Origin of the sequence: Cecembia rubra, assembly GCF_003014575.1 — a bacterium.
GTDB classification, from domain to species: Bacteria; Bacteroidota; Bacteroidia; order Cytophagales; family Cyclobacteriaceae; genus Cecembia_A; species Cecembia_A rubra.
Genome location: NZ_PYGF01000001.1, coordinates 147,355 through 161,183 on the forward strand (window position 1 = coordinate 147,355; position 13,829 = coordinate 161,183).

The following is a 13,829-nucleotide window of genomic DNA, read 5'->3' on the forward strand; positions in this document are numbered from 1 at the left end:
CCGCCTTGTCGCTTAGGCCATCAATCGCACCATACAGGAATTGAAATTATATTTTGCCGTGCGTTGCAAATACATCTAAGCGCCCATCAATCGCACCATACAGGAATTGAAATTCGGTTAGGTTGAATGCCCGTATTACAGGCAGCTCTCCATCAATCGCACCATACAGGAATTGAAATAAGCTTTCGCTAGCTTCTTTTGCTTTTTCGATTTTTCCATCAATCGCACCATACAGGAATTGAAATCATAATCCTCGTCCACAACCGAATATGTTTCATCGGCCATCAATCGCACCATACAGGAATTGAAATACCAATATCTGCCTACCAACAAGGAACCCCACGTCCATCAATCGCACCATACAGGAATTGAAATAGTCTTTTGCCTGCATTTTGTCTGATCTTTCGGTTTCCATCAATCGCACCATACAGGAATTGAAATTGGAATGGCAGTTGCAGGATTGGGAACAATAGGTGCCCATCAATCGCACCATACAGGAATTGAAATAACTTACAAAAGATAAATCCATAAATCAAGGCAAACCATCAATCGCGCCATACAGGAATTGAAATTGGATTATACCTTTTGCGAAATTAACATAGGTGTTTCCATCAATCGCACCATACAGGAATTGAAATGAGTCATATATCCTTTTGGACTGATCGGGACCGAATCCATCAATCGCACCATACAGGAATTGAAATGTTTCTTCCAGGGGTTAACATAGTGTCGCCCACTCTCCATCAATCGCAACATACAGGAATTGAAATTTTTTAGCACCTGACCCTCCGTAAATTTCTCCTACTCCATCAATCGCACCATACAGGAATTGAAATTTATTTTGATTTATATATTAATAATGAGCATGGCCATTAACTACAAAAAATTATTTTAAATCACTAAATTCTAGATTTAAAACTTCTTCATTTAATTCCATTTTAAAATAATACGGAGTCCACATTTAATAGATCATTCTTATTAAGTGCTAAAACCTCATTTTCTAATCTCCAGAAATCCGAATTATATCTTAATACCGTTAAAATTATTTCGAATGTTATTGACTTTGATCTATAATTTTGAAAATTATTATTGAAAAATTAAATGTCATTTTACTAAACCTAAAGGCATGGAATTTCAAATTTCTCCTATCTTATTTAACAAATTTAATCTTGTTTTTTTGTGTCAGATTTTTGTACTAGAAACAAAATCAGGAGAAGTATTTTCCAACCTTTTGCTCCTAGTTTAATTTATTAAATGCTTTTCCAAAGCAACAATCCATTTAAAATAACCTTTAAGAAAAATTTAAAAAAGGGGGGGGGAGCTTACAGCTGTTTTGTTCTTTTTTATCGATTGTCCTATCAAGTTTTGACAGAAGAAAAATAAAAAAGCCTAATGTTATACATTAGGCCCTGATTCCGCAGAGAGTGGGGGATTCGAACCCCCGGTACGGAATTACCCGTACGACAGTTTAGCAAACTGCTGGTTTAAGCCACTCACCCAACTCTCTATAATTTTATATTCTGCCCGTACGACAGTTTATCCGCCGCGGCGGATGGTTTAAGCCACTCACCCAACTCTCTATAATTTTATATTCTGCCCGTACGACAGTTTATCCGCCGAGACGGATGGTTTAAGCCATTCACCCAACGCTATAACTTGATGCAAATATAAATCAATATTGAAGAATTAAACAAAATGTGCCAGCCAATTAATCAACTATTTTTAACAAATTATTGGAAATCCTTGTAGTTCAATAAGAAATATTTGTGGAGTTTTCAAAGAAAAGAATTAGGAGTGATAAGGATAGTCTCCTGCTGAAATGTAAAATTTAATTTTTTCTTTTTTGTTCAATCCCAAGCCAATATTTGAAATTCAATTTAGCTCATTCAAATGGAAAAAAATGATATTCGAAATTTTTAACATAAAACATCTTTATGTAAAGAATAAAATTCTGACAAAAAATGATATTCAATAATTTATTTTATTGTTCCTAATTGTTATTTTTACAGCTTCTGGTCAAGGTCAATTGATCGGAATCACCTAATATTGCGAACACAATAGGATGTTAAAAATAAAAGAGTTAGAGTTTCTAGTACCTGATTATCTAAAAAATTCAGACTTATTGTATGTTGGAATTCTCGACATTGAAGGACAGATATTTTTTGCAGGGAAGCAGTTTATAACGCTCTTTGAGCCTAACGGCGCTGATATATTTGAGAAGAATTTCAGAGAAACCCTTCATGAAGGCAACAAATTTGATCTGAATGATTTTTTATTGCAAGTCAGTGAAAAACCTAATCATCAGACCCAGATACAGCTCATACATGGCAATAAAATGATCAAATGGGAGTTTTCTGTATTGAAAAATGCTGAAGGTGACTTCTCAGGTATTATGGCTGTAGGTCATAAAATTTCTGCAGTTCTCCCTCAGCCAGACTTTTTGTTATGCTCTGATAATTCTGATTCACAGACTGATATTTTTATTCAGTTGAACAGCAGATGGGAAATTGTACATTTAAACTCAAAGGCTGTTGAATTTTTTGATCGGAAAGCAAAAGAACTTATAGGAAAAACCATTTGGCAGGTTTATCCGGACCAGAGTTTTTATAAACATGCCCTGGAATTCAAGAATGCAAAAGAATCTAAGAAGCCGAGGATTTTTGAAGAGTTCAACAGTATGAATGGCAGGTATTACAAAATATTTGTAAATCCTAAATCTTCTGGTATCGATCTGTTATTAAAAGATGTAACAGATATCCAAAAGGTTTCTGAAGATTACAGAATGGTTAATTTAACCCTTCAAACCGTTTTGGATTTTTCTGATGAGCATATTTTTATTGTAAGTAAGGACCTCAGAATTTTTGGTTTTAATAACAAAGCTGAGCAATTGATTAAATCTATTTTTGGTAAAACGCTCAAAAAGGGGGATAAGTTTTTGGCCTATCTTATGGATGACATGGATGAGTTCTTTCTGAAGCATGTAGAAGATATTCTTCAAGGGAAAAAATTTTATTTAGAAAGGGAAATTCATTTAAACAAATTGGGTCAAAAAATCTGGTACAGCCATAAATTTCATCCATTAAAAGATTTGGATGGTCAGGTCAAAGGCTTTCTTTATTCCTGTAAAGATATCCATCAGGAAAGAATTGGTTTTGAAAAACTTGCCAAGCAGAACAAAGTTATGCGGGAAGTTTTATACCAACAATCCTCTACCCTGAGGTCTCCATTGTCTTCCATTTTGGGGCTACTTGAGCTGATTGATAAAGAAAAATTGGATAAAGAAAACCGCAAATATTTCTCTTATTTGAAACCATTGGCCCAGGAATTGGATCAATTGATCAGAAACAATTCAAAGCAGATTTCAGATTTGGATTAATACAGTTGAGGAAAATCCAAAAAACAGTAGTCTCATGACCTGATTTCCTGCCATCATAATCCAAATAGTATTCCTTTTATTGTTTATCCTTCAGATTTTTTTCCCGGGTCCAGAATTACCTTTTCGTATTAATATTCTTAGCTTTTTGATTTTTAAGCCAATGTTCAGGCAGAGATGCAATGACAAAGTTCAGGGTTATCTTAAACAAAAACCCGATCAAACTGTTTCCATTGTAAAATAAAGAGTCATGAAAGATGTTTTAAAAGCTTACAATGGAAAGTCCAATGGAAACAGCAACGGTAATGGGACTCTGGAAAATGAAAACAAACTTTTGATCAAAGACGCGCTTTTTGTGAGATATAAAGGCAATTTGGTAAAAGTGAAGTTCACAGATATTATCTGGATGAAAGGAGATGGTAATTATACCACTTTGGTTACCAATGATAATGTTTACTCCTTAAGAAATATTTTAAAGGAATTTGAAACTGTACTCCCGGGAGATGATTTTATCCGTATCCATAAAAGTTATATTGTCAGATTGGATCAAATCAATACAATCAATCCCAGGGAAGTGACAGTAGGTAAGGATACGGTCCCAGTGGGTAGGACTTATTTTCAAAATTTACTGAATGGTATCAATAAACTGGGCTCAGGAAACGGTGATTGAAATCACCGTTTCCAAAGCAAACTGCTATCTCCATAACTGAGGAATCTGTAATCATTACTTAGTGCTTCTTCGTAGATTTTCCGCCAATTTCCTTCAGTAAAGGCTGCTACCAATAAAATCAATGTGGAGGAAGGTTGGTGGAAATTTGTAACCAGTGCATCGCAGACCTTAAAATCATAGCCCGGCATAATAAACACTTCAGTAGAACCGGTAATTTCTTTAAGATTACTTTTTTTCATCATCTCCAGTACAGCCTTGAAACTTTCCGTTCTTTCAGGAAGGTTATAAGCTTTGTGTTCGTATGGGTATAATTTGGGGATAAAAAACTGCTTATCACCTCCTCTAATCAACTTAACGCCATACCAATACAAGCTTTCTAATGTTCTCATGGAGGTTGTGCCCACTGCAATGATTTTTTCGGGATGGGCAGCCAGCCTTTCCAAAGTGCTCAATTCAATGACTACCTGCTCACTGTGCATGGCGTGGTCGGTAACTTTTTCACTCTTTATGGGTTGGAAGGTTCCAGCACTCACGTGAAGGGTAAGGAACTCCTTGTTCACGCCTTTGTTTTCTAAGTTGTCCAGTACTTCTTCTGTAAAGTGCAGGCCTGCAGTTGGCGCAGCTACTGCCCCTTCCTTTTTGGAATAGACTGTCTGATACCTTGGTCTGTCCTCTTCAGTAGCTTCCCTGTTTAGGTAGGGAGGAAGTGGGACTTCCCCAGAGGCCTCCACTATCGAAACAAAAGGTATATTGTCACCTGTCCAAGAAAAAGATACCACTTTGTTTTCCCTGTCTGTTAGCTTAGCGCTGATGATGATACTTTGCCCTTGGATATCAATTTGCCCCTGTAGGACTTCTCCATCTTTCCATTTTTTAAGATTACCTATCATGGTTTCCCAAGACACTTCATCTGTACAAATCATCACCTCATTGATAACCGGACTCGGAGCAAGAGGCTTTAATAGAAAAATCTCTATTTTAGCTCCCGTATCCCTTTGGAAAATCAATCTGGCAGGAATTACTTTCGTATTGTTAAAAACCATCAAACTTCCGGAGGGAAGCAAATCAGGAAGTTCAAAAAACCTGTGGTGTGAAACATCACCATTTAAATATTGTAATAATTTGGAATGATCCCTTTTTTCCAAGGGAAATTTGGCAATCCTCTCCTCCGGTAAAGTATAATCGTAATCAGATAATCTGATTTCTTCAATGGATGAAATTTTAAACATCAGGGTTCAGTTTTCAATTAATTGGCAAATATAATCCCAATGACAGAATATTTTCACATACCAAAATTCAACTATTTACCTCATCATTTAAGATTCCGATTTGATGCAGGCACCTCAAGAGGGGTCTTAAAAAGCAAAACCACGTTTTTTCTGAGTGCTCATGAAGCAGAAAACCCAAAGGTCAAAGGCTGGGGTGAGGCCGCACCACTTCCAAAATTAAGTGTGGATGATATCCCTGACTTTGAAATTCAACTTAGTAATTTATGTGCTAAGTTTTCAGGAAATGATATTCCAAAGTCAGAGCAGGGGATATTGAATTGGGTTTCAGATAATATTCCAGCCGAACTTCCAAGTATACGCTTTGCGTTTGAAGTGGCATTGTTGGATCTCTTTTGGGGAGGTAGAAAGAAAATATTTGAAAATGCATTCTTTGATAATGAAAAATCAATTCCTATCAATGGATTGATTTGGATGGGGGATAGGGATTTCATGCTGCAGCAGATTGATAAAAAGATAGCCGAAGGTTATGATTGTATCAAAATGAAAATCGGGGCTATTGATTTTGATCAGGAATGTGAACTTTTAGAATATATCAGGAATAGCTTTTCTCAGGAAAAAATAACGCTTAGGGTAGATGCAAATGGTGCTTTTTCTGCTGAGGAGGCCATGAAGAAATTGGAAAAGCTGGCCCAATTTGACCTGCATAGTATTGAGCAGCCCATCAGACAAGGTCAATCAAAAGCTATGGCCGAATTATGCAAGCAAACGCCTCTTCCAATTGCATTGGATGAAGAATTGATCAATTTATCGGAATATGCGGAGAAGAAAAAACTGTTGGAACAAATAATGCCCCAATATATCATATTAAAGCCGACCTTATTGGGGGGAATCAAAGCCTCAAAAGAATGGATTGATCTAGCAGAGGAACTTGGGATAGGTTGGTGGATGACTTCAGCTTTGGAAAGCAATATAGGACTCAATGCCATTGCCCAGTTTACCTCAACTTACCATATCAGTATGCCTCAAGGTCTCGGTACAGGCCAGCTGTATCATAACAATATTGATTCTCCGCTTAGGATTGATAATGGATTTATTTTTTACGATCATAACAAAAATTGGTCTGAGGGGATGTGTTATTGAGGATAGTGTAAAAAAAGTAAAGCCCCGTTTACCGGGGCTTTTTACTAATTGTCAATGTGTAATATATAGATTAAACTACTTTTACATTCACTGCATTTAGGCCTTTTCTTCCTTCTTTAAGGTCGAAAGTAACTTCGTCATCCTCTCTGATTTCGTCGATCAAACCTGTAACGTGAACGAAATACTCTTTGGAAGACTCGTTGTCAATAATAAAACCGAATCCTTTGGACTCATTAAAAAATTTTACTTTTCCTGTGTTCATGATAATTGTATTGTAATTGAATAATTTCCCCAAAGGTAAGGATTGTTTTTACAATATGATGGTTTTGTGTAAAATATTTTTTAAGTTTTCCTTATGCTTGACAAAAAAATATTTTATGATTTTTTATGAGAGCTAATTTTTTTTCAATTTTTACGTTCTAATCCAGTCCAAACAAGTAAACAGGTTTATTGAATTCCGCCTCTATTTCCAACTTGTGGAGTTTGCCGGATTTTAGTTCTCTTTCAAACACCGTGATGTTATTTGAACCTTGATGAGCAACTAGCAGGTAATTGCCATCTTTGGTAATAATAAAGTTTCTTGGCATTTCTCCTCCTGTTTTGACCCTTTCAATGAATTTAAGCGATTCATCTTTTTGGATTTCAAAGACACTTATTTCATTGGCCTCTCCTCTGTTGGATGCATATACAAAACGGGCATCCGGCGAGATGCGGACCTCTGCTGCACCAACCGTTCCAATAAAATCAGGTGCTGTCAAGGGTAGAATTTGTTTTTTGGACATCTTTCCCTTGTCAAAACCATAAACCCCCAGTTCAGCACTCAGCTCATGGACCAGGTAAACAGTATTTCCTTCAGGATGAATTGCCAAATGTCTTGGTCCTGCCCCTCCGTCCACCTCAAAATATTGGATTGATGCATGGTTAAATGGAACCGCAAATCCGGGATTGAAGTTGTAAAGATGGATTTTGTCAGTACCTAAGTCAGCTACCAACAGAAAGTGGCCATCAGGATGGAAAACAGTACTGTGGACATGGGGACCTGCCTGACGGTTGCTGACTATGCTCTGCCCTTCGTGCTGTATTGTCTGAACATGTTCTAGATTTCCCTGATTGATTTTATAAGCTGAAAAATTTCCTCCGCTGTAGTTTCCAACTACCAAAAACTCCTCCTTTTCATCCAAAGCGAGATAGCAGGGATGGTCACCGAAAGAATCCTTTGTGTCCAATAAAACCAGTTTATTGTTTTCCCTTTCAAATTTAAAGGACTTGATTTTCCCTCCATTTTCTCCAGCAGTTTCCTCAACAGCAAATACCAATGTTTGGGCTTTGTTACTGATGACAAATGAGGGATTTGTAATTCCTGCTCCGATAATCTTGGTTTCCAGTTTCTTATTTTCATGATCAAAAACCAACAATCCTATACCCTGACTGTCATCGTTGGTATAGGCTCCCAATAAAAATGAATAGTTTTGGTTAATCATTTTTTCACTTTGGATTTCCTGTTCACATGAGCCCATTAAGATGCCCAGGAAGAGGAATAAATAGCTTTTAAGTTTGAGGGCTGTTTTTGTCATAATCCACAGGAGGTTCAAATGAAGTGTTTTTTTTCTCACTGTAAAGTACTTTACTTTTTGGATCATATTGACCTGCAAGGTCATCTATTTTCATCCCTTCCCATTTTTTTGTTTTGTTAAGGTAAGCTGCTCTGGCCAGCATATGGCCCCCGATAGGAGCGGTAAGTATGATGAAAATTATAGTGGCCAATACCCTGGTAGTCACCGAATACTCCTGAAAGAATATTGCGGCAGATGCCAGCAGCAATCCCAGACCCAAGGTTGCTGTTTTGGTGGTGACATTTATCCTCAAGTAAACATCTCTCTTTCTGAACATGGCCACAGAAGTTGATAGTACAAATAGAGAGCCGATGGTGCTGAGAACCATGATAATTAACTCATTCATTTCTTTTTCTCCTTTCTTCCAGATAATAAGCAAATGCTACTGTACCCAAGAAAGCAATCAGTGCAAAAAGCATGGCAATGTCCAAAAAGGTGCTTTGGTCATAAATGATGCTGTAAATCACCACTATACCTATAGCCATTAGTATCAGCATATCCAGGGAAATTACCCTATCAGCTAGGCTTGGGCCTTTTAAGAACCTGATAAACACCAGGATTACGGAAATCCCTAAAATGGGAATGACCACATATTGATAATATTCTACAAGTGTCATCTTACCAGATCTAATATGCGTTTTTCAAATACTTCCTTTAATTGCTTGACATAAGCCTCCTTGTCATCACAGTGTACGACATGCACAAACAGGGCCTTTTTATCATCCGAAATATCAATTACGAGTGTTCCTGGTGTAATATTCAGGAGGTGTGAAAAAAAGGTGATTTCACCATCGGTTTTTACACTAAGCGGAACCTTTAATATCGCAGGCGATAATTTTGATTTAGAGTATAAAGACTCTATTAATGTCTGTATATTGGATTTAATGATCTGATACAAAACAAAAACTGAAAAAGAAATCAGTTTAGGTACTATCGTGAAATAGTTGTTTTTCCTTCTGTCAGGAGAAATGATCCACAAAATCCCGAAACTGATAAGAAATCCAAATACAAAATTTTCCTGAGTTAAAGTTCCAGTTGCCAAAACCCAAATTGTAGCCAACAAAATATTTGCTAAAAGAAGTGCCTTGATCATGGTAGTTGGTTTTGAAGTACAAGCTGAATATACAATGAGGGATCTACTAATTCAGAAGCTATCTTCTGGGACAATGTAATGATGCGGCCGGCCCCTAAACCAATATACAAAGAAATTATCGAAAGTAGCAGCATTGGTACGATATAGGCCCATTGCTGAAGATTGGATAAGGCATCAAAATAGACTCCATTAGCTTGTTTGGGTAGGTTTTCCCCCTTTTTCCAGAAAACTTCTGACCATACCCTGGCAATTACCCAAAGAGTAAGGAAACTGCCAATTACCACAGAGCCTACCAAAAGGTAATTCTGTGCGGATAAGGCACCCTGGATAAAGAAGATTTTGGCCCAGAATCCAGAAAGGGGCGGGATCCCCACCAGCGAAAATAAAGGTACTGCCATCAACAAAGAAAGCAAAGGATGGGATTGGTATAATCCCCCCAATGCTTTTATGTCCTGGCTTCCATTGATTTTCATGACCAATCCCGAAACCATAAATAAGTTAGTCTTGACAATAATGTCATGGATCAAATAAAACACAGTGCCTACTAATACCGCTTCCGAAAAAATAGAAATGCCAACCATCATGAATCCAATATGGGAGATGATCAGGAAGCCAAAGATTTTACTCATATGCTTTCTGCTCATGGCACCAAAAGCACCTGCCAAAATGGTAAGGGCAGCAATGATGGAAGTTATAAATGTCATGAATTCATCCCCACCAAAAATCAAGGAGAAAGTCCTCAGCATAGCATAAATCCCAACTTTTGTCAAGAGTCCTCCAAATATTGCAGTTACAGCCGGGGGAGGGGTATGGTAAGATGCCGGCAGCCAAAAGTACATAGGAAAAATGGCGGATTTGATACCAAAGGCTACTAGGAATAAACTCCCCGTAACATTGACAAGTCCACTGTTTTCTATCAGTTTCATTTTGACAGCCAGGTCAGCCATATTGAGGGTTCCTGTCAGGCCATATAGAAAACCTATTCCTGTTAGGAAAAAGGAAGATGCCAATAAGTTGAGTGAAACATACTTTATTGTACCTTCCAATTGGGCCTTTTTGCCACCAAGAGTCATCAATACGAAAGAGGAAATGATGATGACTTCAAACCACACATATAAATTGAAAATATCTCCTGTAAGAAATGCTCCCTGCAGCCCCATCACCAGGAAGTGGAAAACCGGGTAATACCCGAATTTCAACCTTTCTTCCCTCATGCTACCTGCTGAAAAAATGGAGACACCCAAGGCGGCGATGGATGAAATGAGGATCAATGTCATGGCCAATAAGTCCGCCACGAATGTGATTCCAAATGGGGCTTTCCAATTGCCTGAGTGGGTGATCTGGATGCCATGATGCCAGACAGAATGGAGCATATACACTCCAACAGCAACTGCCGCGGTTGAAAACAGGATGCTTATAGTTTTTTGGGCCTTGGTCTTTGTCCAAAAGAACATCAAAACCACTGCTGCAACCAACTGCAATATGATCGGTAATACTATATACGGATTACTCATATCTCTTCGTCAGTTGAATTAAGTTCATCCAGGTCGTCAGTCTTTAGGACCTGATATACCCTTTTGATCAAAATAATAGCGAATGATTGAAGCCCAAAGCCAATTACAATCGCTGTCAAAATCAAAGCCTGTGGAAGTGGATCTGCATAAATCTCAGTAAAGATTTTGGCACCATCCTCAATAACCGGAGGATGGCCTTTTGTAAGTTTTCCTAATAAGAAAATAAGCATATTGACCCCATTGCCAAGTAATATCAGCCCGATGATCATTTTGAACATGCTCCTTCTAAGAAGCATGTATATGCCTGAAGCGTGAAGGAGGCCTATGATAAATATCAGCAATAATTCCATTTCAAATAATTTCTCTTATTGAAAACATGACTGTCAAAACCGAACCTATAACCACAAAATATACCCCAATATCAAATAATAAAGCAGTACCTACCATCCCTATCATTCTTAGAGGTTCACCATACCAAAGTCCGGTCATAAATGGCTCCTGGTAAATCCATGGTGCTAGTCCTGCTATCAGGGCAAACACCAGCCCCATGGGCATGAGAAATCCGGGATGTATTTTGATGATGTTCTTGGTTTCTTCAAGCCCAAAGGCAAACGAATGGAGAATAAATGCCAATGCAGCCATTAAACCTCCGACAAAGCCTCCTCCGGGTAAATAATGTCCCCTAAGTAGGATAAAAACCGAAAAGATCAACAAGATCGGTAGTAAGTATTTGGATGAGGTTCTAAATATAATTGATTTCATGTCAGTCTTTCTTTTCAGGGTTAAGGTTCAGGTACATAAGGCTAAATACACCGATAGCTGCAATTACTAATACCGCAGTTTCCACCATGGTGTCAAATCCCCTGAAATCCACCAAAATTACATTTACCACATTTCTACCTTTTGCCAAGATATAGGCATTGTCTGCATAGTAATCAGAAACCTCCCTGATACTTGATTCTTCAAAAACCTCTAAAGCCAAAATAGCAATCAAGGCCCCGAAAAACAGGGAAATAACGGCATCCCTTATCCGTATAGGAACGCTGGAAAATGTTTTGTTCAAGGGAAGTTTGAAAAGTACCAGCATAAATAACAATACGGTTAGTGTATCTATGGAAAATTGGGTCATTGCCAAATCCGGAGCGGAGTAATACAAAAAGAAAAGACAATTTGAAAAACCGATAACTCCCAGGGCAACTATTGCAGCAGTCCTGGATTTGGAAAAGACAACAAAGAATATAGAAGTCACCATCAAGAAGACCACAACGAATTCAGAAGTGGTGATTTCAGAAATCTGATTCCAATCTAGATAAATCACAACTCCCGAAAAAAGGCGGTAACCAACCATAATGCTCAAAAATAAAAGGATGGTAATCACATAATTTCGAAGGTATCCATTTTGAAAAAAGGAAGTCCATTTTTCAGCAAAGGCCTGAAAACCTTTTCCCAGAACATTTACCAGATTTTCAGGTGAAAGTGATGCATATCGTTCGATTGCCTTTATTTTGCCAGGACTTGGTTTCCAATAAATGAAAAGCAGGGTACCTAAAACCAAGGTCAAAATACTTAGTCCTAAAGCTAAATTGAATCCATGCCATATGGCCAGGTATGTGTCAGCCTCATATCCGGCTATACTGTTCAGAACAGGCAGTATCAGTGTTTTATCTATCAGTCCTGGGAAAATCCCGAATGCAAGACTAAGGCATCCCAATAATATTGTTGGAATCCACAGTTTTGGAGAGGGCATTTTGGCTGAAATTGAAGCTTCTGAAATCTTTCCTGAAAAAGGTTTGAACCCTGCCCAGAGCCCTGCTACCAATAAGCAGATTTTGGTTAGAACTACCAGAAATGTCAATAATCCAGCTGCCGTGGGAAGCTGTAATGTAGCATCATACATTGCCTCCTTGGAAAGAAATCCCAATAAAAAAGGAAGGCCAGCACTTGACAAAGCAGCGATATAGCCAGCAATTGCAACCGGCATCATTTTGGTTTTAAGGCCGGAAAGTTGGAGGATTTCCCTTGTACCTGTCTCATGGTCAATAATTCCCGTGATAAGGAATAAGGCTGCTTTATAAAGTGCATGGGTAAGGATAAATAAGGCAGCAGCCAATAAGGCACCCTCGGTTCCCAGACCGATCAGAAATACCAATATCCCTAAAGCTGAAATGGTAGAATAAGCCAAAATACTTTTGAGGTCCGTTCTAAATAAAGAATGGACAGCAGCATAAGTCATAGTTACTGCACCAATAATAGTCAGTGTCCAATTCCATTCCGGGCTGTCTCCAAGGATTGGGGTAAAACGGGCAAGGAGGAATATGCCTGCCTTTACCATAGTTGCTGAATGGAGATAAGTGCTCACTGGAGTAGGGGCTTTCATGGCACCAGGCAGCCAAAAATGAAAGGGGAATTGGGCAGATTTGGTAAATGCCCCGATGAAAATCAGAATAATAATCCAAAAATATGCAGAGCTGTTTTTCAGTACCTCTGGCTGACTCATCATTTCTGTTAAGGAATATGTACCTGATATTGCACCTATCCAGATAAAAGCCACTAACATGAACAATCCTCCCAAACCTGTGATACCTAAAGCAGTCAGTGCAGACTTGCGGGAAGATTCTTCCTCATTGTTGAATCCAATCAGAAAGAAAGAACTGATACTGGTCAATTCCCAAAAAATAAAAAGTGTTATCAGGTTATCAGAAAGTACCACGCCCAACATCGAGGCCATAAACATGGATAAATAAGCATAAAACCTATCCAGGTAGTTATGACCTTTGAGGTAATAACTGGTGTAAATGAAAACCAAAGAACCAATTCCTGTGATCATCAGGGAAAAAAGCATGGAAAGTCCATCCAATCTAAAATTCAGATCAATTCCCAGTTGGGGAATCCAACTGTTTGTTTCAATAAGGAAGTTTGATCCATTTATTTCTGGGAGCTTTGATACAAAATAAATGAAAAGCAGTACGGGGACCGCTGAATAGAGGTAAGGGAAAGTCTTAAATAGGATTCTACGCCATAAGGGAGTCCCAATTGCAAAAATAAACCCTAACAGAACGGCCAATATCATAAAACAGAATTTATGTTTTCTAAATTAGAATATTTATTCCCGAAATTATTCAAAGCATGTAACTTCTACGACTTTACGCAAGAGAAAAATTTTGGTTTTTCTTTGTCTTTTTGTTAAAAAAATGCAT

13 protein-coding genes, 1 tRNA gene and 1 CRISPR repeat array (1 of these 15 running past the window's edge) are annotated in these 13,829 nt (G+C 38.0%); of the genes, 3 read left to right on the forward strand and 11 right to left on the reverse strand.

Features of this window, described 5'->3' with window-relative positions; all coding sequences use genetic code 11:
- A CRISPR array of direct repeats spans positions 1 to 836; the repeat unit is 30 nt; unit sequence CCATCAATCGCACCATACAGGAATTGAAAT (it extends 5,702 nt beyond the left edge of the window).
- A 582-nt stretch (positions 837 to 1,418) separates the two neighbouring features.
- Positions 1,419 to 1,507 (reverse strand) — tRNA-Ser (locus tag CLV48_RS00600).
- A gap of 555 nt (positions 1,508 to 2,062) precedes the next feature.
- On the opposite strand from CLV48_RS00600, the gene CLV48_RS00605 reads away from it, so the two are divergent.
- A complete protein-coding gene (locus CLV48_RS00605) occupies positions 2,063 to 3,376 on the forward strand; it encodes a PAS domain-containing protein (RefSeq protein ID WP_106565309.1) in 1,314 nt (437 codons plus the stop codon).
- Positions 3,377 to 3,623: 247 nt separating this feature from the next.
- The gene (locus CLV48_RS00610) at positions 3,624 to 4,043 is read left to right on the forward strand and encodes a LytR/AlgR family response regulator transcription factor (protein ID WP_106565310.1); all 420 of its coding nucleotides are present in this window, start codon (positions 3,624 to 3,626) and stop codon (positions 4,041 to 4,043) included.
- 2 nt (positions 4,044 to 4,045) lie between these two features.
- Here CLV48_RS00610 and CLV48_RS00615 read toward each other — a convergent pair whose 3' ends face one another.
- Positions 4,046 to 5,272 (reverse strand): S-adenosylmethionine:tRNA ribosyltransferase-isomerase, encoded by a 1,227-nt coding sequence (locus CLV48_RS00615; protein ID WP_106565311.1) that lies wholly within the window; start codon positions 5,270 to 5,272, stop codon positions 4,046 to 4,048.
- 39 nt (positions 5,273 to 5,311) lie between these two features.
- Here CLV48_RS00615 and menC point away from each other — a divergent pair, with 39 nt between their 5' ends.
- Complete coding sequence (gene menC / locus CLV48_RS00620; protein ID WP_106565312.1) at positions 5,312 to 6,412, forward strand: o-succinylbenzoate synthase; 1,101 nt, start codon at positions 5,312 to 5,314, stop codon at positions 6,410 to 6,412.
- Positions 6,413 to 6,482: 70 nt separating this feature from the next.
- On the opposite strand, the gene CLV48_RS00625 is transcribed toward menC, so the two are convergent.
- From CLV48_RS00625 to CLV48_RS00665, 9 genes are all read right to left on the reverse strand, one after another.
- Positions 6,483 to 6,674, reverse strand: coding sequence for a cold-shock protein (locus CLV48_RS00625; RefSeq protein WP_106565313.1), 192 nt, complete (start codon positions 6,672 to 6,674; stop codon positions 6,483 to 6,485).
- Positions 6,675 to 6,831: 157 nt separating this feature from the next.
- Positions 6,832 to 7,986: a lactonase family protein gene (locus CLV48_RS00630; RefSeq protein WP_106565314.1), complete on the reverse strand. Its 1,155-nt coding sequence runs from the start codon at positions 7,984 to 7,986 to the stop codon at positions 6,832 to 6,834.
- The gene (gene mnhG / locus CLV48_RS00635) at positions 7,961 to 8,371 is read right to left on the reverse strand and encodes a monovalent cation/H(+) antiporter subunit G (RefSeq protein ID WP_106565315.1); all 411 of its coding nucleotides are present in this window, start codon (positions 8,369 to 8,371) and stop codon (positions 7,961 to 7,963) included. The genes CLV48_RS00630 and mnhG overlap by 26 nt, the downstream gene beginning before the upstream one ends.
- On the reverse strand, positions 8,364 to 8,642 hold the full coding sequence (locus CLV48_RS00640) for a cation:proton antiporter (RefSeq protein WP_106565316.1): 279 nt from the start codon (positions 8,640 to 8,642) through the stop codon (positions 8,364 to 8,366). Before CLV48_RS00640 ends, mnhG begins: the two co-directional genes overlap by 8 nt.
- Entirely contained in the window at positions 8,639 to 9,118 is a 480-nt protein-coding gene (locus CLV48_RS00645) for a Na+/H+ antiporter subunit E (RefSeq protein WP_106565317.1), read from the reverse strand. The genes CLV48_RS00640 and CLV48_RS00645 overlap by 4 nt, the downstream gene beginning before the upstream one ends.
- The gene (locus CLV48_RS00650; protein ID WP_106565318.1) at positions 9,115 to 10,632 is read right to left on the reverse strand and encodes a proton-conducting transporter transmembrane domain-containing protein; all 1,518 of its coding nucleotides are present in this window, start codon (positions 10,630 to 10,632) and stop codon (positions 9,115 to 9,117) included. The genes CLV48_RS00645 and CLV48_RS00650 overlap by 4 nt, the downstream gene beginning before the upstream one ends.
- Positions 10,629 to 10,982: a Na+/H+ antiporter subunit C gene (locus CLV48_RS00655; protein ID WP_106565319.1), complete on the reverse strand. Its 354-nt coding sequence runs from the start codon at positions 10,980 to 10,982 to the stop codon at positions 10,629 to 10,631. Before CLV48_RS00655 ends, CLV48_RS00650 begins: the two co-directional genes overlap by 4 nt.
- Position 10,983: 1 nt before the next feature.
- Positions 10,984 to 11,394: a Na+/H+ antiporter subunit B gene (locus tag CLV48_RS00660; RefSeq protein WP_106565320.1), complete on the reverse strand. Its 411-nt coding sequence runs from the start codon at positions 11,392 to 11,394 to the stop codon at positions 10,984 to 10,986.
- A 1-nt stretch (position 11,395) separates the two neighbouring features.
- Positions 11,396 to 13,702 (reverse strand): putative monovalent cation/H+ antiporter subunit A, encoded by a 2,307-nt coding sequence (locus CLV48_RS00665; RefSeq protein WP_106565321.1) that lies wholly within the window; start codon positions 13,700 to 13,702, stop codon positions 11,396 to 11,398.
- Positions 13,703 to 13,829 lie beyond the last annotated feature (127 nt).